This window comes from Actinomadura kijaniata NBRC 14229, assembly GCF_001552175.1.
GTDB lineage: Bacteria > Actinomycetota > Actinomycetes > Streptosporangiales > Streptosporangiaceae > Spirillospora > Spirillospora kijaniata.
On sequence record NZ_BCQR01000202.1, the window covers coordinates 1 to 20,393 of the forward strand.

Below are 20,393 nucleotides of genomic sequence, written 5' to 3' on the forward strand. Positions count from 1 at the left end.
GGGGATCTGGTCGGTGAGGAACTCGCGCGACCTGCCGGGTGCCGCGCGGTGGTTGATGAACGTCCGGACCATCACCGTGCGCGCGTAGGCGGACAGTTCATCCCGACGATCAAGGGTTTCCCAGCGCAGGAATATCTTGATCAAGGTCCTTTGAACCAGGTCGTCGGCCTCGTGCCAGTCACGGCACAGCAGAAACGCCCGATGGCGCAGGTGTGACCGTATCGCCGTGACGTATCGCGCGAACTCGTTGTTAGGACTGTGATGCACAATGTCACCTCGCTCGTCCTCCTTCCTAGAAAATCTTGCTCCTCCGATGCAACGGATCGCCCCTTCGCCCTGTGTATATGGGTGAGGCAGCAACACCGACACTGACAAGTCGCGTCAGAGGGGAGGTTATCGATGCGCCGCTCCTGCCTGCATCGTGAATAACACTGACAGATCTTCGCCGCAACCGCACGCATCGGTTAATAGGTGGTGAACGGCGCCGCGAACGCGGTGACGGCAGGCCGAACAGAGGCCGGCGCGCCGGCCAGGGCGCATCGGCCGACAGCCGGGACCGGCATCGCCGGAACCCCCGGCACCAGCGCGTTCACGGTCCGGATCCAGTGCCACCGCCCGCCGGCACGGATCGGGACCGGTCAGGCCACAGCCCGCTCCGACGCGGTGATGGAAACACCATGCGTGTTTCTCCGGCGCCCACTGGGCCGGAAAAACGAGCATGTCCGAGTCATCACCGACTGACGCGTGCCCGCCGACGACAACTGCGCCGAGCGTGATATTCGCATGACCATATCCGCATGACCGAGTGAGACAGAAAGCCGCCGGCCGCCCGCGCGAGCCCTCCGGAGTCCGGTGATTCGCGCGACGCGCGACCGCGTGTCCGCGTCCGCCGAACACGGCGCCATTTCCCGGCTCCCTCGACGTGCTCGCCGAGGGTCGATTCCGGCTGCCTGGAACTCACCGGTCCGACCGGTCTCCGAACTGCCTGACATGAGGGATCCTGCCAGTCGAGAGCATGGGGGCACGATGCAACGCCATGAGCAGACGCACCGGGGCGAACATGCCCTGACCGCCATTCGCATGTCCCTGGGGCCGCAGCGCGCGTTTCCCCGGCAAAGCACGGTCCTCGACCTGTTCGACGAACAGCGGGAAAGAGCGCCGGATCGTCCCGCCATCCGTTACCGGGACACCACGATCAGTTATGCCGACCTCGACGCCAGGGCCAATGCCATCGCCAACGAACTGATCGGCGGCGGCGTCTCGAAACGGCGGTTGATACCCGTTCTGGTGGCGGACGGGCCCGAGTTCCCGGTGGCGCTGTTCGGGGTGATGAAGACGGGCTCGGCGTTCGTTCCGCTGGATCCGGCCCTGCCGATGGACCGCCTCAGGACGGTCGTGGCCGAGCTGGCGCCGCCCGCCGTCGTGGTGTCACCGGCGTCCGTGGACACCGTCGCCGAGCTGGGGTTGACCGTTCCGACGGTGATCGTGGACTGTGCGGAGCCGCCGGGCGACCCGACGCCCCCGCCGGCCGACCATGCCCCTGAGCCCCAGGACCTGATCTACGGTTTCTACACCTCCGGTTCGACGGGCACGCCCAAGTGCTCGCTCAACCACCACCGCGGCCTGGTCAACCGGCTGACCACGATGTCGCACCGGTTCGGTGACGGGGCCGACCACGTGACGCTGCAGAACAGCCGGTCCACGTTCGACTCCTCGATGTGGCAGGTGCTGTGGCCGCTGGTGTCCGGCGGGCAGGTCGTGCTGCCGCACCGCGACGGGATCCTCGACCTCGAGCAGACCGCGATGACCATCGGCCGCCACGGGGTCACGATCACCGACTTCGTGCCGTCCGTGCTCACGGCGTTCGTGTCGCTGCTGGAGCTGCGCGAGGACCTGCGCGAGGCGGCGTCGAGCCTGCGGCGCGTGCTGATCGGCGGGGAGCCGGCCGGTCCCGGGCCGGTGCACCGGCTGCGCGCGCTGCTGCCGGGGGTCGAGGTCACCAACACGTTCGGGCCGACGGAGTGCTCGATCGGGTCGGTGTTCCACGAGGTCACCGACGCCGACGTGGACCGGATCCCGATCGGGCGCCCCATCGACAACACCGCCGCGATCGTGCTCGACGACGACCTCGTCCCCGTCCCGGTGAACACGCCCGGCGAGGTGTACCTCGGCGGCGAGTGCGTCGGGGCGGGCTACCTCAACGATCCCGAGCGCACCGCGCGGGCGTTCGTGGACAACCCGTTCCCCGAGATCCCGGGTGAGAGGCTCTACCGGACCGGCGACCTGGCGCGGGTCGGCGAGGACGGATTGCTGTACTTCATCGGCCGGCGCGACGAGCAGGTCAAGATCGGCGGCGTGCGGGTGGAGCTCGGCGACGTCGAGTCGGCCCTGGCCGACCACCCGCTCGTGGCCAGCGCGATGGCGGTCGTGCTCGGCGAGGGGCCCGAGGCCACCCTGGTCGGGTGCGTCACGGGACGGTCGGCGGACGATCCGCCGACCCCGCAGGAGCTGCGCGAGTACGCGGCGGAGAAGCTGCCGGCCGAGCATGTCCCGCAACAGATCACGGTGCTCGACACGCTCCCGCTCAACCGCAACGGCAAGGCGGACCGCAAGGCGCTGACCGCGCTCATCGCGGCCGAGACGGCGCGGCAGGCGGGCCCGGCCGAGCACGTCGAGCCGCCGGCCACCCCGATGGAGGAGCTGGTCTGCTCGGCGTGGTGCGAGGTGCTCAAGCGGGAGCAGGTCTCGGTGGTCGCGTCGTTCTCCGACTACGGGGGCACCTCGCTGAACGCCTACCAGCTCACCGCCGCGGTCAGCCGGCGGCTGGGAAGGCCGGTGCGTCCCAGGGACCTGCTGGTCGCGCCGACCGTGCGCGAGCAGGCGGCGCGGCTGTCGGAGGGCGTCGACGACGACAGCGCGGAGCTGGCCTACATCAACCACGACCTGGCGTGGCGCCCGCCGCAGACGCTGCTGCTCACCGGGGCGACCGGGTTCATCGGGGCGCACATCCTCGCCGAGCTGCTGATGGACTCCGGCGCCGGGCTGATCTGCCTGGTGCGGTGCTCCGACCCCGCGCAGGGCGCCCGGCGCCTGACCGAGGTCCTGGAGCAGTACCGGCTGACGTCCGCCCTGCAACTGCTGCCCACGGCGCTCAAGACCGGGCGGGTCGAGGTGGTCCCCGGCGACATGGGCGGCGAGCTGCTCGGGCTGTCGCAGGGACGGTTCGACGCGATCGCGTCGAGCGTGTCCGGCATCGTCAACGCCGCGGGCGCGGTGAACCTGCTGTCCGGTTATCTGGACCACCGCCCGGCCAACGTGCTCGGCGTGCAGGAGCTCATCAAACTCGCGGCGGGCGGCGCCCGCGTGCACACCCTGTCCACCCTGAGCATCTTCCCGTCCGCCGGGGGGGCCGACGCGCGCGTCACCGAGGACCAGATCCCGGCGACGGAGCAGGTCGCCGCGGACGGTTACAACCGATCGAAGTACGTCGCCGAGAGCCTGCTCACCGGCGCGCGGCGGCAGGGCGTCAGCTCGGTGGTGTACCGGCTCGGCGAGGTCTGGCCGCACCAGGAGATCGGCGTGGCCAACCCGGGTTCGCTGGCGCACGGCCTGCTGTACGCGTGCGCGCGCGCCGGCTGCGTGTTCCCGACCGAGGCCGCGACCGACGTGACGCCGGTGGACGTGGTCAGCCGGTTCGTGGCGCGCGCCGCAACCGGCGACATCCAGGTGGACGACGGCGTGCTGCACGTGCTGTGGCCCGCCGGGCTGCGCTTCGCCGAGGCGTTCGGCGCGCTCGCCGACCGGTGCGGGCTCGACCGGGTCGACTACGCGCGGTTCCGCGACCGGCTGGAGGACGCCGCCGGGTCCGACGAGCGGCTCGCCCGGCTGCGCCTGCTGCTGCCGCCCCCCGACGCGGGCCGCGACGCGGCGCCGGCCGAGCTCGACCAGATGTTCACCGACTGCTCCCGGCACTTCGACAACCGGCGGTTCGGTCGGCACGCGAACGCGCTGGCGGAACCGGCGGCGGACGGACTCAAGACGATCGATCGCTACCTCAGCGAGCTGGCGGACATCTCCGTCTTGGCACCACAGGAAGGGTGAGCGTCATGGAAGAGAAGTTCGTCGTGGTGGTCAACCACGAGGAGCAGCACTCGATCTGGCCCGCCGGCAGGGAGATCCCGGACGGCTGGCGCGAGGCCGGGTTCGAGGGCACCAGGAGCGACTGCCTGGCGCACATCGCGCGGGTGTGGACCGACCTGCGCCCGCTGAGCGCGCGACAGTGAGGAAGGAGACTGAGATCATGACGACGTCAGAGGGTCGTAACGTCGCCGACATCCGGCGCGCCCTGCTGGAGATGAAGGTCCGCCAGCGCGTGGCGGAGAAGGCCGAGCGGGAGCGGATCGTCGCCGTCCCGCGCACGGGCAAGATGGCCATCGCCGAGCAGCAGCGGTTCCTGTGGTTCCTGCACCAGATGGTCGCGGGCGCGCCGGTCTACAACGTGCCGTTCGCCATGCGCCTGCGCGGGCCGCTCGACGTGGGCGCGCTCTCGGAGGCGTTCCGCGGGATCGTCGCGCGGCACGAGAGCCTGCGCACCCGGTTCGGCGACGAGCACGGCGTGCCGTTCCAGACGATCGACCCGCCGCCCGAGACGTGGGAACTGCCCGTGACCGACGGGACAGAGGAGTCCATCCAGGACTGGATCGACGGGCAGGCGCGCGAGGAGTTCGACCTGCGCAACAACCCGCCCTACCGGTTCGCCCTGCTGCGCCTCGGCCCCGAGGACCACGTGCTGTCCATCGTCTGGCACCACATCGTCATCGACGGGTGGTCGTCGCGCCAGTTCGCCGAGGAGCTGACGGCCCGCTACGCCGACCCGGGCGGCGCGGAGTTCCCCGAGCTGGCCCTCCAGCCCGCCGACTACGCGGCGTGGCAGCGGCTCTGGCTGCTCAGCGAGGAGCCGGCCAAGCAGATCGAGTACTGGCGCTCCGCGCTGGACGGCATGGAGCCGCTGGAGTGGCGCACCGACCGGCAGCGGCCGTCGTCGCCCACCGGGGCCGGGCGCATCTACGAGACCCGCCTGCCCGACGACCTCGCGCGGGGGATCCGCGACCTGGCCCGGTCCGAGGGCGTCTCCCTGCTCGCCCTGACGATGGCCGGGTACCAGGTCCTGATGAGCCGCTACACCGGCCAGCACGACATCGCGCTCGGGTCGGTGCTGTCCGGGCGGACGCGCTCGGAGACCGAGCCCATGATGGGGTTCTTCGCCAACACGGTGATGATCCGCGGCGACCTGGAGGGCGACCCCGTCTTCCGGGACCTGGTGCACGCCACCAACGACACCATCCTCGAGGCGATGGCCCGGCAGGACGTGCCGTTCGGCCGTCTGGTGGAGGAGCTCAAGCCGGAGCGGCTGCCCGGGCGCAACCCGATGGTCGCGCACCTGTTCACGCTGCTGCCCGAGCCGATGATCGCGCGCTGGGAACTGCCGGGCGTCGAGGTCGAGATGCTGACGCCGCAGCCGGAGACGACCCGGTTCGACCTCACGTTCCAGATCAACGACCTGCCGGACGGCGGCCTGGGCGTGTGGATCGAGTACTCCTCCGAGCTGTTCGACCACGAGCGGGTCGAGCGGCTGGTCGAGCACTTCGGCACGGTCATGGCCGACGCGCTGTCGCGGCCGAACGCCCGGATCGAGTCGCTGGACGTCATGCCCGACAGCGAGTACCTGCGCGTGCTCACCGAGTGGAACCCCGAGCCCGGCGAGCGCGACGGGCGCCTGCTGCACGAGCTGGTCGCGGCGCGCGTGGCCGAGACGCCCGACGCGGTCGCGATGCGCTTCGCGGGCGAGGACCTGACCTACGCGCAGCTGGACCAGCGGTCCAGCCGGCTGGCGCACGCGCTCGTCGAGGAGTTCAAGGTGGCGCCCGGGCGCGTGGTCGGGGTGCTGCTGGAGCGCGGCTTCGACCTGCCGGCCGCCGAGCTCGGCGTGCTCAAGGCGGGCGGGGCGTGGCTGCCGCTCGACCCGCAGTATCCGGCGGAGCGGCTGGCCTACCAGCTCAAGGACGCCGACGTGGCGGCGGTGGTGACGACGTCGGACCTCGCCGACCGCCTGCCCGCGGAGGTGGCGCGGCTCCTGCTGGACACGGCCTCGCTCGACGAGCGGGAGGCTTCGCCGCCCTCGGTGCGCGTGAGCCAGGAGGACACCGCGTACGTCATCTACACCTCGGGCTCGACCGGCACCCCCAAGGGGGTCATGGTCCCCCACCGGGCCGTGGTGAACTTCTGCACCACCTTCCAGCGGATGTTCTCGGTGACGCCGGACGACCGGGTCCTGCAGTTCTCCAACCCCGCCTTCGACGTGAGCGTGTCGGACGTGTTCTCCACGCTGACCGCCGGGGCGACCATCGTCGGGGCGCCCCGCTCCGAGCTGCTCGATCCGGACAAGCTCCAGGTGCTGCTGGCCGAGGAGCGGGTCACGATCGTGGACATCCCGCCGGTGGTCCTCGGGCAGCTCGACCCGTCGGCCCTGGACGACCTGCGGGTGTGCTTCATCGGCATGGAGCCGTTCGGTCCCGACCTGGTCAACCGGTGGAGCAAGCCGGGACGCGAGTTCCACAACGGGTACGGGCCCACCGAGGTCACCGTCACGTGCGTCGACTACCTGTGCCCCGCCGAGCCGCTGGACGGCCCGCCGCCGATCGGCCGGGCGATGGCCAACCAGCGCGCCTACGTCCTGGACAAGGGGCTGCGGCCGGTGCCGGTCGGCGTGCCCGGGGAGCTGTTCATGGCGGGCGCCGGCCTGGCCACCGGCTATCTGGGCCGTCCCGACCAGACCGCCGAGAAGTTCCTGCCCGACCCGTTCGCCGCCAGCCCGGGCGAGCGGATGTACGCCACCGGCGACCTGGTGCGCTGGAACGCCGACGGCGACCTGGAGTTCCTGGGCCGGGTCGACCGGCAGGTGAAGCTGCGCGGGCTGCGCGTGGAGCTCGGCGAGATCGAGCACGCCATCGAGGGGTTCGACGGCGTGCGGCAGTGCGTGGTGGCCGTGCGCGACCAGGGCACGCCGTCGGCCTGGCTGGCCGCCTACGTGGTCGGCGAGTTCGAGCCGGAGGCGCTGCGCGAGCACCTGACCGGGCGGCTGCCGCTGCACATGGTGCCCACCGACTACGTGAAGCTGGAGCAGCTCCCGCTGACCTCCACCGGGAAGGTCGACCACGCGCGGCTGCCCGATCCGCGTCCCGAGGGCGGCACGCGGCAGGTCGAGCTGACCACCGACACGCAGCGCCGGCTGGCCGAGATCTGGCAGAGCCTGCTGAACCTCGACGCCGGCAGCGTCGGCGCGCAGGACAACTTCTTCGTCCTCGGCGGCAACTCGCTGCAGGTCACCCAGATGATGTCGCGGGTGCGCGACGTCTTCCAGGTGACGTTCGACCCGCGGCGGCTGTTCAGCTACCCGGTGCTCAGCCAGTTCGCCGCCCAGATCGACGAGGAGCAGCGCGCGCTGCTGGGCGAGGAGGAGGTGGCGCGGCTGGAGGCCGAGGTCGCCGACCTGTCGGAGGAGGAACTCGACCGGCTGCTGAAGGAGTCGAACTGATGACCGCCCCACCTCCATCCACCGTGGAGGAGAAACGGCGCGCGCTGCTGCAACTGCGGCTCCGGCGCAGGCGGGAGGAGGCCCTGGCGCGGCCGCGCGCCGATCGGCAGGCGGCGTCTCCGCTGGTGCCGCTCAGGGCCGGGGGCGCGAAGCCGCCGCTGTTCCTCGTGCACGCGGCGGGCGGATCGGTGGCGCCCTACGTCCCGCTGGCCGCGCTGCTGGGTGACGACCAGCCCGTCCACGCGCTGGAGGACCCGGGCCTGCACGGCGGCGACGTCGAGGCGCGGGGGCTGCCCGACCTCGCGGCCGCCTACCTGGACGCGGTCCGCCAGGTCCAGCCCGACGGGCCGCTGCGCCTGGGCGGCTGGTCGGTCGGCGGAGCGGTGGCGCTGGAGATGGCGCACCGGGACGGCGACGTCGCGGTGACGTTCGCGCTCGACACCGCCGTCCCGGACGCGTCGTCGGCTCCCGGCGACGACGAGCTGCGCGCGTGGTTCGCCGCCGACCTCGCCGAGATGGGCGCCGATCCGGGCGAGGCCGGGCTGGCCGAGCGGTTCCCGGTGTTCGCCGCGAACGTGCGGGCGCTGCTGGCGTTCCGCCCGCGGCGCGTGAACGGCCGGGTGGTGCTGCTGTGCGCCGAGGACTCCGACCCCGGGAAGATCGACCGGTGGCGCCCCCACGCCGACGAGATCCACATGGTCCGGGGCGACCACTACACCATGCTCCAACCACCGCACGTCGAGACGCTGGCGGCGACGGTGCGCGCCGGCCTGAGCGAGGTGAGTGCGCGATGATGCCGGCCTTCACACCGGAACAGGACCGGTTCCGGGAAGACGTCCGCAGGCTGCTGCGCGAGGACGCGGTGCGCGCGGAGATCGCGCAGGCCCGGCGGGTGCCGTACGGGCAGGAGCCCGGCCTGCTCGACGTGCACCGGCGGCTGGGCAAGCTCGGCTGGCTCGCGGTCAACTGGCCCGAGCGCTACGGCGGGGCGGGCGCCACGATCGTGGAGAAGGCGATCCTCACCGAGGAGCTGATCCGCCACGGCGTGCCCGACAACGTGCACCTGCTGGGCATCGACATCGTCGGGATGGCCATCCACCTGTTCGGCACGCCGGAGCAGAAGGAGCGGTTCCTGCCGGGCCTGGCGCGCGGCGAGACCACGGCCAACGTGCTGTTCAGCGAGCCGGACGTCGGATCCGACCTGGCGTCGCTGGCCACGCGCGCCGAGCCGGACGGCGACGGCTGGCGCCTGTACGGCCGGAAGATCTACAACATGAAGGCGCAGCACAGCGACTTCGGGCTGTGCGCGGCCCGCACGTCGACCGGCCCGGTCAACTTCTCCGGGATCACGCTGTTCCTGGTACCGCTGCAGAGCATGGGCGTGGTCATCGAGCCGGTGTGGAACCTGTCCGAGGAGCGGTTCGACCTGGTGACGCTCGACGGGATCCGGGTCGGGCGCGAGGACGTGCTCGGCGAGGTCGACGACGGGTGGCAGGTGCTCGGCCGGGTGCTCCCGCTGGAGCGCACCGGGCTCGACCACTCCGCGAAGGCGGAACGCACGCTGGCCGCGCTGCGCGAGCACGCGCCGCCCGGGTGCGAGCAGCGGCTGGCGCAGCTGGAGACGCGGGTGCGCGCGGCGCGGCTGCTGGCGTGGCGGTGCGTGGCCAACCTGCACGCCGGGCGGCCCGACGAGGTGCACTCGGCGACCGCCAAGTGGTACACGTCCGAGACGGCCAAGGAGGTGTCGGCGGCGGCGGTCGAGCTGCTCGGGCCGCGGGCGCTGCTGGACGCGCGCGACCCCGAGGCGATCGCCGACGGCGTGTTCGACGCCGCGCTGCGGGAGGCTCCGGGGCTCACGCTCGCCCAGGGCTCATCGGAGATCATGCTCTACTTCGTCGCCACATCGAAACTGGGGTTGCCGACATGACCGCGACGGGAACCGCGGCGATCGCGGACTTCTTCGACGAGGACCTGGCGCCGCTGGTGCGGCGGATGGCCGACCGGCCCCGTGCCGACGGCCAGGACGACGACGACAATCGCGAGATCCGCTCGATGGTGTGGGAGGGGCTGGTCGGGCTCGGCGCGCTCGACGCCTCCGACACCGTGCGGCTGGCCGAGCTCCTGGGGTCGGTGCTGTACCAGGGGCCGCTGCTCGACACGCTCACCGCCCGCGAGCTGGTGCGGGGCGACGTCATCGGCCAGGCGCCGGTGGCGCTGGCGGTCGCGGCCGAGCCGTGGTCCGCCGAGGACGGCGCGGTGTCGGCCCGGCGGTCGTTCGTCGGGTTCGCGACGGAGGTGGACTACTTCGTCGTGGGCGGCGTCGACACCGCCGGACTGCGCCTGGCGCTCGTGCGCGCCGACCATCCGTCCGTCACGACGCGGCGGTACGAGGAGACGGGCCGGGGCGAGGCGTACGGGGTGGAGTTCGCGGGCACGCCCGTGACCGAGTGGGCGGGCTCCTCCGCCGAGTGGGAGGCGGCGCTGGCCAACGCGCGGGTGCGCCAGGCGGCGTACCTGGTGGGTCTCGCCCAGGCCGCGCTCGACCACGCCGTCGCCTACGCCAAGGAGCGCCGCCAGTTCGGTCAGCCGATCGGCAGGTTCCAGGCGCTGGCGTTCCGGCTCGGCGAGCTGTCGATGCACATCGACGCGACGCGCATGCTGGTGCACGACCGCGACGCCGCCGCGCACGCGGCGGCCAACCTCGCCGCGGCGTCGGACCTGGCCCGCACCGTCACGACGCGGACCATGCAGATCCACGGCGCCGCGGGCATGCGGTCGGACAACGACGCCCAGCTGTACTACAGGAGGGCGGCGGTCGAGTCGGTGCGGCTCGGCACCCCGTTCCAGCTGCGACGCGAAAGCTGGGAGACGCGATGACGGGAGCCACGGCGCGGGCCGGAGAGTGCCGCGCCGTGGCATGAACCGGAGGCCGTGCCGGCCCCGCCGGAAGGCCGTTCGAACCGGGCCGCTCCACGCGGCCCGGTTCGTCCATTTTTCCAGGGATTTCATCGGCGTTCGCGGCCGGACCGCCGGGATGGTGATCCGGCGCGATATCTGGGTAACCTGATATCGTGCTTTTAAAGGTTACTGATCGTCTCGCGTGCCCCGGTCGGGCGGGCGAGGGCGGTCGGTCGCGGCGGGACCCACCCCATTCCCGTCCCGTCCCCGATTCCCGGCATCTCCGCACCGACGGTCGACAGAAGCGAAAGGATCGGAATGACGAAGGCATCGATGCAGGCGACCGAGAGGGACGAGAGCGGATACCGGTCCCGGCAGGTCTGGCAGCTCGCCATCATCTGCGGCACCCAGTTCCTGGTCGCGCTCGACTACTCGATCATCAACGTCGCGGCCCCGAGCATCCGTGAGGGGATGGGGCTCACCTCCGGAGGCGACGCCGCCTGGATCCTTTCGGCCTACGCGCTGGCCTTCAGCGGCTTCCTCCTCCTCGGCGGCAGGGTCGCCGACCTGTTCGGCAGGAAGCGGGTGTTCATCTGGAGCATCGTCAGCCTCGGCCTCGCCTCGCTCCTGGCGGGCCTGGCCTGGTCGCCGGCGTCCCTCATCGCGGGCCGCGCCCTCCAGGGGATCGCCGCCGCGTTCATCGCCCCGGCGGGCCTGGGGCTCCTCCAGGCGGCCATCCCGGAAGGGCCGCGACGCGAACGCGCTCTCGGCATCTACGGGTCGGCCCTGTCGGCGGGGTTCGTGTCCGGCATGGTGCTCGGGGGCATCCTCACGCAGTACCTCGGCTGGAGGTCCACCCTCCTGATCAACATTCCCATCGTCCTGCTCGCCTGCGTCCCCGCGAAGGCGCTCCTCGACGAGAGCCGGGACACGCGCTCCTCCCGCCACCTCGACGTCACCGGCGCGGCCCTCGGGACCATCGGCATGGTCGCGCTCGTCTTCGCCCTCACCGAGGGGCAGAAGCACGGCTGGCTGTCCGCCCCGATCCTCCTCTCGGCGGGGATCGCGGTGGCCTTCGGCGCCCTGTTCGTCCGGGCGGAGCGCCGGAAGCGAGACGCCCTCGTGCCGGTCTCCATCTTCCGCACGGGCGCCATCGGGGCGGCCAACCTGCTCAACGTCGTGCTGATCTGCTCCTACGGCGGGATGCTGTTCATCCTCACGCTCTACCTCCAGGAACACCTCGACATGGGCGCGCTCGCGACCGGCCTGACGTTCGCGGTCTCGGGCGCGATCGCGATCGTCACGGGGATCTACGCGGGCAAGCTGGTGGAGCGTTTCGGGCTGTACCGCGTCCTGCTGTCCGGGATCGCCATCGAGACGTTCGGCATCCTGGTCATGGTCGGCCTTCCGGAGGGCCACGGGCTCACCCTCGTCCTGGTCGGCACCGCCGTGAACGCCTTCGGCCACATCCTCGCGCTGATCACGACGAGCATCGCCGGCACGAACGGCGTGGACGAGGGGCGGCGGGCCACGGCCGGCGCCCTGATCAACGTCTCGCAGCAGCTCGGGCTGGCCGTGGGCGTGGGCGTCGTGACCTCGGTGGCGGCCTACTTCACCGCGGCCTCCGGCGGCGTCGGCGACCCCGGCGCCGTCCTCACGGGCTGGCGCTGGTCCCTGTGGTGCTCGGTCGCGTTCGCCGCCGGGGCGATCATCATCACGGTCCTCTTCCGGAAGCGTTTCGAGAGGGAAGAGGCCGCGTAGACCGGAAGACCGGGAGGGGGCCCGCCCCGCGGGCCCCCTCCCCCCGGCCGGCTCGGGACCGGCCGCACCAACGGGCGAAAAACCGCATATGATGAGTTCAATGGTTACTTCCACTGCCACCAGGGCGCGGCCACCCTGGGAGGACGCGCAGTTCATCGGCGGCCACCCCGTCCTGGACCTCACGAACACCGTCTTCAACCGGGCGCACCCGGTCGAGGACAACGAGCTGCTGAGGACGCCCTCGGACGTCTTCACCTGGTGCGCGTCCGCGGGCCTGTTCGAGGACGCGCCGCCCGCGGCGGAGGCGGGCGCGGACGATCTCGTGAGGGAGGTCCGGGCCGTCCGCGAACAGGCGTGGGCCGTCTTCAACGCGGTGGCCCGCGGTGAGACGGTGCCGCCGGAGCCCCTGGGGGCGCTCCTGGAGCGGGCCGGAGCCGGCGTGCGCGGGGGGCGCGTTCCGCCGGTCGACGCCACGCTCGGTCACCTCACCGCAGGCCGGGCGGCACCGGGGTCGGTGCCCGCGACCCTGGCGCTGCTGGCGGTCCACGCCCTGTTCACGCTGCCTTCCGACCGGATCAGGGCGTGCGGGAGATGCGGCTGGCTGTTCCTGGACTCCTCGCGGGGCGGGCGCCGCCGCTGGTGCAGCATGAGCACGTGCGGCAACCGCGAGAAGGCGAGCCGGCACCGGCGGGCCGAGCGCGCCGCCGGGTGACCGGCGCCTCCCGCGTTACCTGCCGGCGCGCAGCGTCCGGCGCATGATCGGGCGGTCCTTGCGCGGGCGGGCCACCTCGGAGAACCCGGCCTTGAGGAACGCGCTCGCCATCCCCGTCATCGCCGTGTCCGAGCCGGCGCGCTTCCCCTCGCGGGGTTCGATCGGATAGCCCTCCGCGACCTTGTGCCCCGCCTTGGCGGCGTACTCGCAGACGGCGTCGAGAACGGTCGACAGCAGCCCCTCGCCGCGGTGCTTCCGGTGGATGTAGATGCAGGTGATCGCGCAGACGGGCTCGTCGTCGACGTTCGCCAGCAGGGGCGAGCGCTCAAGCCTCGGGAACGCGTCGCGAGGGCCGAGCGCGCACCACGCCACCGGCGTGTCGTCCCGGTAGACGACGACGCCGGGCGCCGGGTCGCCCTTGGCGAGGCGCTTCATCGCCTTCTTGTTCCCCTCGCCCTTCCCCTCCATCCACTCCGCGATGGAGAGCCGCCAGTGCATGCACCAGCACCCGCGGGCGCCCCCGTTGGATCCGAGGACCGTCTCGAAGTCGCTCCAGGTCTCCTCGGACAGCTCCCTGACCGTCAGCGACGTGGAGTTCTTCCGCTTGCCGGCGTCGTTCATGACCGCACCGCCAATCCTGCGTCGAGGGCTTGATGGACGCGAGCGCTTCCCGATCGTGCGCCGCATGACACTGAGTAACCGACATCACGCCTTGTACCGGTTACTATACTGGAGCCTTGGCTGCGGAGTCAGGGGTTGGTGGGACAGGATTTGAAGACGGTTCCGGAAGGGGCCGCCGTCGCCCCTGACGCGACGCGCACGCCACCGCCCCCGGCGTGGCGGCCGTGACCGCGTGCCGTGACGCATCCGAGGAACTCCCCGCCGGGGCCGTGACGCACAACGGCGTCCCGGCCGCCGCATTCCTGGAAAATCTTGCTCCCGCGATGCAGCGGATCGGCCGTTCGCCCGGTGTATATGGGTGAGACGGCAACACCGTCAACGAGTCGCGGCAGAGGGGAGGTCATCGAAGTACCGCTCCGGATCGCATCGCGGAGAACATTGACGGGTATTCGCCGCAACCACGCATTCCCTCAGTGGTTCCGTCAATGCCTCACGGCGATGCCGACGATGAGCGACCGGCCGTTCGGGCCGTGTACACGACGACATTCCCCAGCTGTCCCACACTCTTACGTCGGGGGTGATGAAAACAATGGATTGCCTACTGGTTCCGGTGCGGCCGGGAACGCAGACGGTATCACTGCGCACGGTACGGCTGCCGTCCGGAGAACGCGTCGGTATCGCGTTCACCACGATGAACCGCCTCATCGAGATCATGGGGCCCGCCCAGCCATGGATCCGGCTCGACGAGAGGGCGATCAAGTCCATGCTGGCGCCGCTCGGGATCCACCGGATCCAGGTCGACCCGGGACTCCTCGCGCCGTCGCCGAACGCCCACCCCCTGGCCGGGACGCCCGACATGGCACGGCCGCCGCACCGGCGCGCCCCGCGCCGCCCCGAACGGCGGGCCCGGCGCCGCCCGGCCGCCGCGAACCGGTCCCCCGCCTCGCCGGGGTGACGATATCGGGAGCGGCCGATCTCCCCACGCTCATGCGTGTTTCGCGTCGGCGCGCCCGCGACCGACTTGAGTGACGAACATCCACGTTCCCGAGGGACGTGGAGAAAAGACCACCCGCGATCGATTCCCGCGGAAGGCAAGTCATGACACGCCGCTCACCGAGCAACGCCGAAGCATTCGCTTCGCAAGACGAGGACGGCGCGTCGAGAACCGATCCCATCCGTCCGCCAGCGCAAGGGAGAGCCCGTGGGGCAAGCCAGTGACAACGAACGCATCGGACTATTCCAGTCGGGTGGACTTTCCTCCCTGGCCGTCGGGGTCTGGCTTCACGAACAATCCACACCGACAAGGCACTACGTCGCCGACATCGGCCAGACGGATCGCACGCGACTGGACGCACTCGTTTCCGCGCTGCGAGCATTCGGCGACGAAGCCGTACTCGTGGACCTGAGGCCGGCGATCGCCGCCGTGGCATCGGATCTGCTGCGCTACCGGGCCCGCCACGACGGCGGTTACTGGAACACGACCGGCGCCGCGCGCCTGGTGCTCGTCAGCGGGCTGGCGCCGCTGATGCGGGCGGACGGCTGCCGGGCGTTCGCCCACGGCTGCGTCGGCGGGGGCAACGACCAGCGTCGCTTCGCGCGCTACGGCGTCCAAGTCGCACCGGAGCTGCCGGTCATCGAGCCGTGGACGAACCCGCAGGCGCTGGAGCGGTTCCCCGGCCGCAAGGCGATGCTGGAGGCCGTCGTCGAGCACGGGCTGCCCCTCGACCCGGGCAGCGGCGCCGAGCGGTCCACCGACGGCAACCTCGCCGGCATCTCGCACGAGTCGGCCGAGCTGGAGGACCTCGAAACGCCGGTCACCCGGCTCGATCCGCGGTGGAGCAGGTGGCCCGCGCAGGCCCCCGCCGAGCCCGAGACCGTGACGGTCGTCTTCCGCGACGGACGGGTCGCCGACGTCAACGGCAGCGGGCCCGATCCGGTCGAGTGGATGACGCGGGCCAACGAGATCGGCGCGCGCAACGGCGTCTGGCTGCGCGACGTGGTCGAACGGCGCATCATCGGCACGGTCTGCCGGGGCGTCTACGAGGCGCCCGGCCTGGAGGTGCTCGACCGCGCGTGGACCCGGATCCTGCAGGCCGGCCTCGACGCGGAGGGGCGGGAGCTCTACGCCCGGCTCGGCGCCGTCCTGGGCGCCGCGATGTACGAGGCACGGTGGCTCGACCCGGCCGCGCACGCGGCGCGGGACGCGATCGACCGGCTCGTCGGGGACGTCGGCGGCACCGTGACCCTGTCGGTCCACCGGGGCGTCGTCCGGGTCGAGCGGACGAAGGTCGCCGGACGCGTGGTCCAGCAGACCCGGTTCGGCTCGGGCGGCAACCGCTGGAGCCAGGAGGCCGCCGTCTGGACGCGGAAGGAGGAGAGCGATGCGTGAGCGCAGGTTCGGCCGGCTGGGCTGGACGGTCGGCGACGTCGGCTACGGCATGTGGGGCATCGCCGGCGGCGAGGGCGGATGGACCGGAGCCGACGACGAGGCCGGCGACGCCGCGCTCGACGAGGCCGTGCGGCTCGGGTGCAACTTCTTCGACACCGCCTGGATCTACGGCCGCGGGCACAGCGAGAAGATGCTCGGGCGGCTGCTCGAGCGGCATCCGGACCGCCGGCTCTACATCGCGACCAAGCCGCCGCCCAAGGACCTCAGGTGGCCCTCCACCCGCGACTCCAAGCTGTCCGAGGTGTATCCGCCGGACCATCTCTGGGAGTACCTGCGCCGCAGCCTCGACGGGCTCGGCGTGCCGTCCGTCGACCTGTTCCAGTTCCACGTCTGGGAGGACGACTGGGCGCACGACGCGGCCTGGCAGGACCCCATCATCGAGATGAAGGAACGCGGGCTGATCAAGGGCGTCGGCATCAGCATCAACCGGTGGGAGCCCTGGAACGTCCTGCGGACCCTGGAGACCGGACTGATCGACGCGGTCCAGGTCATCTACAACATCTTCGACCAGGCCCCCGAGGACGAGCTGTTCCCGGCGTGCCGCGAACTGGACGTCGCGGTGATCGCACGGGTGCCCTTCGACGAGGGCACCCTCACCGGCACCCTCACCCGCGACTCCCGCTGGCCCGAGGGCGACTGGCGCAACACCTACTTCGTGCCCGAGAACCTCATCCCGAGCGTGGAGCGCGCCGAACGGCTCAAGCGGATCGTGCCCGAGGGCATGACCCTGCCCGAGCTCGCGCTGCGCTTCATCCTCCAGAACCCCGACGTCGCCACCGTCATCCCCGGCATGCGCCGCGTGCCGCACGTGCGCGCCAACATCGCCACCAGTGACGCCGAGCCGTTGGGCGAGGAGCTGATGGCGACGTTGCGCGAACACCGCTGGGACCGCCGGCCCACGGAGTGGTCGCAGTGAGCGCCGCGCCGAAGCCCATCATGCTGTGGGCCGTGCCCCGGTCGCGGTCCACCGCGTTCCTGCGCGTCATGCTCGAACGCGGCGACCTGGAGGTGCTCCACGAGCCGTTCTCGTACCTGCAGATGGACGGCCGCTTCGAGATCGCGGGCAGGCACGTGACGTCGACGACCGAGCTGCTCGACGCGATGCTCGCGCTCAACGACGGCGGGCGCCGGGTGTTCGCCAAGGACACCTCCGACTACAAGTACACGTCACTGCTCGAGGACGAACGCCTGTTCAACGGTGTCGTCAACACCTTCATGATCAGGGAGCCGCGGAGCGCGATCGCCTCGCACTACGCCATGAACCCGAAGGCCACCCTGGACGAGTACGGGTTCGAGTACCTGCACGCCATCTTCGAGGCCGTGCGGGCGAACACCGGCGAGGTCCCGCTGGTGATCGACGGCGACGATCTCGTGGCCGCCCCGGAGGCGACGGTCCGGGCGTACTGCGAGCACGTCGGGCTGGAGTTCATGCCCGAGGCGCTGCACTGGGATCCCGACAAACGGCCGAACTGGCAGCGCACGGCCCGGTGGCACGCGGAGGTGGCCGCGAGCAGCGGGCTGGCGGCCAAGCCGTCCGGGAGGCCGGAGCGGCGCGAGACGCCCGACACCAACGAGCACCTGCGCCGCATCGCCGAGTACCACCAACCGTTCTACGACGCGCTCGCGCGCCACCGCCTCGTCCGCCGATAGCGGCCGACGCCACCGGACGGACCGGCGGTGAGCGAGACGGAACCAGCCGACGAGACGGAACCAGCCGAAAGGAGAGGGACATGACCCGCAACCCGTCCGAGTCCACCGCCGCCGCCCGGCCCGTCCGTGACTACGTCACCGGGCGCGCCGGCGCGCCGGCGATGACGGGCTTCCGCGAGATGGACGAGCACCGGGCGGCGGCCGGGGCGTTCATGTGGACCGAGGACGCCGGGGGCCACTGGGTGTTCACCAGCCACGACTCCGTCATGGACGCCCTGCTCGACGACGACCTGTGGTCGAACGCGGTGGACTTCACCTTCAACCCGGACGCCCCGAAGCTCCCGCCGCTGATGCTCGACGGCGAGGAGCACCTCAAGTGGCGGCGGCTGCTGGCCGCGTGGTTCACGCCGCGGCGCATCCGCTCGATGCGCGACCGGCAGCGCGCCATGGCCGCTGAGGTGATCGACGGGGTGGCCGCGCGCGGGGAGTGCGACTACCTCGCCGACGTCGCCCGGGTCTTCCCGACCATGGTGGTCCTCCAGCTCATGGGCCTGCCCATGGAGGACACGCCCATGTTCCTGGACATCGTGGAGCGCGCGGTGGGGCGCTCCCCGGAGGGCCCGGCCGGCTGCGAGCCCGCCGAGCGGGAACTCATGGCCTACCTCGCCGACCTGCTCGCGCAGCGGCGGGCGCACCCCGACCCGGAGGCCCGCGACATCGTCTCGGCCGCCGTGGGCTGGAAGCTCGACGACGCGCCCGTGGACGACGAGGAACTGCTCAAGTGCCTGACGCTGCTGACGGTCGCCGGGCTCGACACCACCGCGAGCCAGGTGTCGTGGACGATGCTGCACCTGGCGACCCACCCGGAGCACCGGCGCCGCCTGGTGGCCGAGCCCGAGCTGGCCGACCACGTCGTCGAGGAGTCGCTGCGCGTCTTCCCGATCGCCCAGCAGCCGCGGAAGGCGACGCGCGACGCGGTGTTCCACGGCTGCCCGGTCCGCAAGGGCGACAACGCCCTGGTGGCGATGGCCGCGGCCGGGCGGGACCCCTCGGCGTACCCGCGCGCCATGGAGTTCGACCTCGACCGCGGCGACGTCGGCCACGCGTCCCTCGGGGCGGGCAAGCACCTCTGCCTCGGGGCGCATCTCGCCCGGCAGGAGATGGTGCTGCTGTTGCAGGAGTGGCACCGCCGCATCCCCGAATACCGGCTGGTCGAATGGCCGACCGAGACCTGCGGCGTGGTGTGGAGCGTCGACGAGCTGCGCCTGGCCTGGTAGGGCGGCACGACCCCCCTCCCGGTGCACGGCCCGACCCGCGGGAACGGCGTTCCCCCGAAGTATCCGCCAGAAAGCGTGGAGAGAGCCCAGACCATGCAGCGTTACGACTACCTGCTTTCCCAGTTGGACGTGCTGGAAGCCGAGTCGGTCCACATCATCCGTGAGGTGGCGGCCGAGTTCGAACGCCCGGTCCTGCTGTTCTCCGGTGGCAAGGACAGCATCGTGATGCTGCACCTGGCCAAGAAAGCGTTCTGGCCCGCCCCGGTCCCGTTTCCGGTGATGCATGTGGACACCGGGCACAACTTCCCCGAGGTGATCGAGTACCGGGATCGGCGGGTGGCCGAGGCCGGGGTGCGGTTGGTGGTGGCCTCGGTGCAGGCCTCCATCGACGCCGGGCGGGTGGTGGAGGAGAGCGGGCGGCGCGCCTCGCGTAACCGGCTGCAGACCACCACCCTGCTGGACGCCATCGAACAGCACCGTTTTGATGCGGCCTTTGGTGGGGCGCGCCGCGATGAGGAGAAGGCCCGCGCCAAGGAGCGGGTGGTGTCCTTCCGCGATGAGTTCGGGCAGTGGGATCCCAAGAACCAGCGCCCCGAGCTGTGGAATCTGTACAACACCCGGATCCGCCAGGGCGAGCATGTGCGGGTGTTCCCGCTGTCGAACTGGACCGAGCTGGACATCTGGGACTACATCCGCCGCGAGCGGCTGGAGCTGCCCTCGATCTACTTCGCCCACACCCGGCGGGTGTTCGAGCGCGATGGGATGCTGCTGGACGCCCAGACCGGGTTTGCCAACCGGGGGGAGGATGAGCCGGAGTTTGCGGCCAGCGTCCGGTATCGCACCGTCGGGGACGCCTCGTGCACGGGGGCGGTGAAGTCGACGGCGGTGACGTTGGATGAGGTGATCGAGGAGATCGCGGCCACCCGGGTGACCGAGCGCGGGCAGACCCGGGCCGATGACCGGGCCAGCGAGGCCGCCATGGAGGACCGCAAGAAGGAGGGCTACTTCTGATGACCGCCACATCCTCTCGGCCTTCCACGCAGATGGACATCCTGCGACTCGCCACGGCGGGCAGCGTCGACGACGGCAAGTCGACGTTGATCGGCCGGTTGCTGCATGATTCCAAGTCGATCTTTGAGGATCAGCTGGAGTCGGTGGAGCGCACCAGCGCTGATCGGGGCGAGGAGTACACCAACCTGGCGCTGCTGACCGATGGGTTGCGGGCCGAGCGCGAGCAGGGCATCACCATCGATGTGGCCTACCGCTACTTCGCCACCCCGCGGCGCAAGTTCATCATCGCCGACACCCCCGGCCACATCCAGTACACCCGCAACATGGTCACCGGCGCCTCCACCGCCGACCTGGCCATCATCCTGGTCGACGCCCGCAAGGGCATCCTGGAACAGTCCCGCCGCCACGCCTTCCTGACCA

The 20,393-nt window shown here is 71.4% G+C and carries 17 protein-coding genes; 15 read left to right on the forward strand and 2 right to left on the reverse strand.

Annotated elements, in window-relative coordinates; all coding sequences use genetic code 11:
• On the reverse strand, window positions 1-267 hold a 267-nt coding region (locus AKI01S_RS42470; RefSeq protein WP_281186204.1), incomplete at its 3' end, for a sigma factor.
• 813 nt (window positions 268-1,080) lie between these two features.
• On the opposite strand from AKI01S_RS42470, the gene AKI01S_RS42475 reads away from it, so the two are divergent.
• The 8 genes from AKI01S_RS42475 to AKI01S_RS54010 all read left to right on the forward strand — a co-directional run bounded on the left by AKI01S_RS42475 (window position 1,081) and on the right by AKI01S_RS54010 (window position 12,965).
• Window positions 1,081-4,101 carry a non-ribosomal peptide synthetase gene (locus AKI01S_RS42475; protein WP_067831556.1) on the forward strand — a complete coding sequence of 1,007 codons (3,021 nt, stop codon included), beginning with the start codon at window positions 1,081-1,083 and terminating at the stop codon, window positions 4,099-4,101.
• A 5-nt stretch (window positions 4,102-4,106) separates the two neighbouring features.
• Entirely contained in the window at window positions 4,107-4,283 is a 177-nt protein-coding gene (locus AKI01S_RS42480) for an MbtH family protein (RefSeq protein WP_067831558.1), read from the forward strand.
• A gap of 17 nt (window positions 4,284-4,300) precedes the next feature.
• Window positions 4,301-7,594 carry a non-ribosomal peptide synthetase gene (locus AKI01S_RS42485; protein ID WP_067831559.1) on the forward strand — a complete coding sequence of 1,098 codons (3,294 nt, stop codon included), beginning with the start codon at window positions 4,301-4,303 and terminating at the stop codon, window positions 7,592-7,594.
• The gene (locus AKI01S_RS42490; RefSeq protein ID WP_084000795.1) at window positions 7,594-8,388 is read left to right on the forward strand and encodes an alpha/beta fold hydrolase; all 795 of its coding nucleotides are present in this window, start codon (window positions 7,594-7,596) and stop codon (window positions 8,386-8,388) included. The genes AKI01S_RS42485 and AKI01S_RS42490 overlap by 1 nt, the downstream gene beginning before the upstream one ends.
• On the forward strand, window positions 8,385-9,521 hold the full coding sequence (locus AKI01S_RS42495; protein ID WP_084000796.1) for an acyl-CoA dehydrogenase family protein: 1,137 nt from the start codon (window positions 8,385-8,387) through the stop codon (window positions 9,519-9,521). Before AKI01S_RS42490 ends, AKI01S_RS42495 begins: the two co-directional genes overlap by 4 nt.
• Entirely contained in the window at window positions 9,518-10,471 is a 954-nt protein-coding gene (locus tag AKI01S_RS42500) for an acyl-CoA dehydrogenase family protein (RefSeq protein WP_067831565.1), read from the forward strand. The genes AKI01S_RS42495 and AKI01S_RS42500 overlap by 4 nt, the downstream gene beginning before the upstream one ends.
• Window positions 10,472-10,810: 339 nt before the next feature.
• On the forward strand, window positions 10,811-12,253 hold the full coding sequence (locus AKI01S_RS42505) for an MFS transporter (RefSeq protein ID WP_084000797.1): 1,443 nt from the start codon (window positions 10,811-10,813) through the stop codon (window positions 12,251-12,253).
• Window positions 12,254-12,353: 100 nt separating this feature from the next.
• On the forward strand, window positions 12,354-12,965 hold the full coding sequence (locus AKI01S_RS54010; protein WP_067831567.1) for a CGNR zinc finger domain-containing protein: 612 nt from the start codon (window positions 12,354-12,356) through the stop codon (window positions 12,963-12,965).
• A gap of 15 nt (window positions 12,966-12,980) precedes the next feature.
• Here the strand turns inward: AKI01S_RS54010 and AKI01S_RS42515 are convergent, their stop codons facing one another.
• Window positions 12,981-13,586, reverse strand: coding sequence for a GNAT family N-acetyltransferase (locus AKI01S_RS42515; RefSeq protein WP_084000798.1), 606 nt, complete (start codon window positions 13,584-13,586; stop codon window positions 12,981-12,983).
• A 589-nt stretch (window positions 13,587-14,175) separates the two neighbouring features.
• Between AKI01S_RS42515 and AKI01S_RS42520 the strand changes: the two genes are divergently transcribed.
• The 7 genes from AKI01S_RS42520 to AKI01S_RS42550 form a co-directional block, all read left to right on the forward strand.
• Window positions 14,176-14,541, forward strand: a complete 366-nt coding sequence (locus AKI01S_RS42520; RefSeq protein ID WP_369688773.1) for an SAV_915 family protein — start codon at window positions 14,176-14,178, stop codon at window positions 14,539-14,541.
• Between the two features lie 246 nt (window positions 14,542-14,787).
• Window positions 14,788-15,975: an argininosuccinate synthase domain-containing protein gene (locus AKI01S_RS42525; protein WP_169814109.1), complete on the forward strand. Its 1,188-nt coding sequence runs from the start codon at window positions 14,788-14,790 to the stop codon at window positions 15,973-15,975.
• Window positions 15,968-16,951 carry an aldo/keto reductase gene (locus AKI01S_RS42530; RefSeq protein ID WP_067831573.1) on the forward strand — a complete coding sequence of 328 codons (984 nt, stop codon included), beginning with the start codon at window positions 15,968-15,970 and terminating at the stop codon, window positions 16,949-16,951. The genes AKI01S_RS42525 and AKI01S_RS42530 overlap by 8 nt, the downstream gene beginning before the upstream one ends.
• Window positions 16,948-17,685 carry a sulfotransferase-like domain-containing protein gene (locus AKI01S_RS42535; RefSeq protein WP_084000800.1) on the forward strand — a complete coding sequence of 246 codons (738 nt, stop codon included), beginning with the start codon at window positions 16,948-16,950 and terminating at the stop codon, window positions 17,683-17,685. The genes AKI01S_RS42530 and AKI01S_RS42535 overlap by 4 nt, the downstream gene beginning before the upstream one ends.
• Window positions 17,686-17,765: 80 nt before the next feature.
• Window positions 17,766-18,962: a cytochrome P450 gene (locus tag AKI01S_RS42540; protein ID WP_084000801.1), complete on the forward strand. Its 1,197-nt coding sequence runs from the start codon at window positions 17,766-17,768 to the stop codon at window positions 18,960-18,962.
• Window positions 18,963-19,055: 93 nt separating this feature from the next.
• Window positions 19,056-19,973 carry a sulfate adenylyltransferase subunit CysD gene (gene cysD / locus AKI01S_RS42545; RefSeq protein ID WP_067831575.1) on the forward strand — a complete coding sequence of 306 codons (918 nt, stop codon included), beginning with the start codon at window positions 19,056-19,058 and terminating at the stop codon, window positions 19,971-19,973.
• Between the two features lie 32 nt (window positions 19,974-20,005).
• Window positions 20,006-20,393, forward strand: a 388-nt coding sequence (locus tag AKI01S_RS42550; protein WP_174567469.1) for a GTP-binding protein, incomplete at its 3' end; no start/stop codon positions are given.

Coding starts and splice junctions, on each gene's coding strand:
- AKI01S_RS42475 (WP_067831556.1), top strand. CDS start 1,081: ATGTCCCTGGGGCCGCAGCGCGCGTTTCCCCGGCAAAGCACGGTCCTC.
- AKI01S_RS42480 (WP_067831558.1), top strand. CDS start 4,107: ATGGAAGAGAAGTTCGTCGTGGTGGTCAACCACGAGGAGCAGCACTCG.
- AKI01S_RS42485 (WP_067831559.1), top strand. CDS start 4,301: ATGACGACGTCAGAGGGTCGTAACGTCGCCGACATCCGGCGCGCCCTG.
- AKI01S_RS42490 (WP_084000795.1), top strand. CDS start 7,594: ATGACCGCCCCACCTCCATCCACCGTGGAGGAGAAACGGCGCGCGCTG.
- AKI01S_RS42495 (WP_084000796.1), top strand. CDS start 8,385: ATGATGCCGGCCTTCACACCGGAACAGGACCGGTTCCGGGAAGACGTC.
- AKI01S_RS42500 (WP_067831565.1), top strand. CDS start 9,518: ATGACCGCGACGGGAACCGCGGCGATCGCGGACTTCTTCGACGAGGAC.
- AKI01S_RS42505 (WP_084000797.1), top strand. CDS start 10,811: ATGACGAAGGCATCGATGCAGGCGACCGAGAGGGACGAGAGCGGATAC.
- AKI01S_RS54010 (WP_067831567.1), top strand. CDS start 12,354: ATGGTTACTTCCACTGCCACCAGGGCGCGGCCACCCTGGGAGGACGCG.
- AKI01S_RS42515 (WP_084000798.1), bottom strand. CDS start 13,586: ATGAACGACGCCGGCAAGCGGAAGAACTCCACGTCGCTGACGGTCAGG.
- AKI01S_RS42520 (WP_369688773.1), top strand. CDS start 14,176: ATGGATTGCCTACTGGTTCCGGTGCGGCCGGGAACGCAGACGGTATCA.
- AKI01S_RS42530 (WP_067831573.1), top strand. CDS start 15,968: ATGCGTGAGCGCAGGTTCGGCCGGCTGGGCTGGACGGTCGGCGACGTC.
- AKI01S_RS42540 (WP_084000801.1), top strand. CDS start 17,766: ATGACCCGCAACCCGTCCGAGTCCACCGCCGCCGCCCGGCCCGTCCGT.
- cysD (WP_067831575.1), top strand. CDS start 19,056: ATGCAGCGTTACGACTACCTGCTTTCCCAGTTGGACGTGCTGGAAGCC.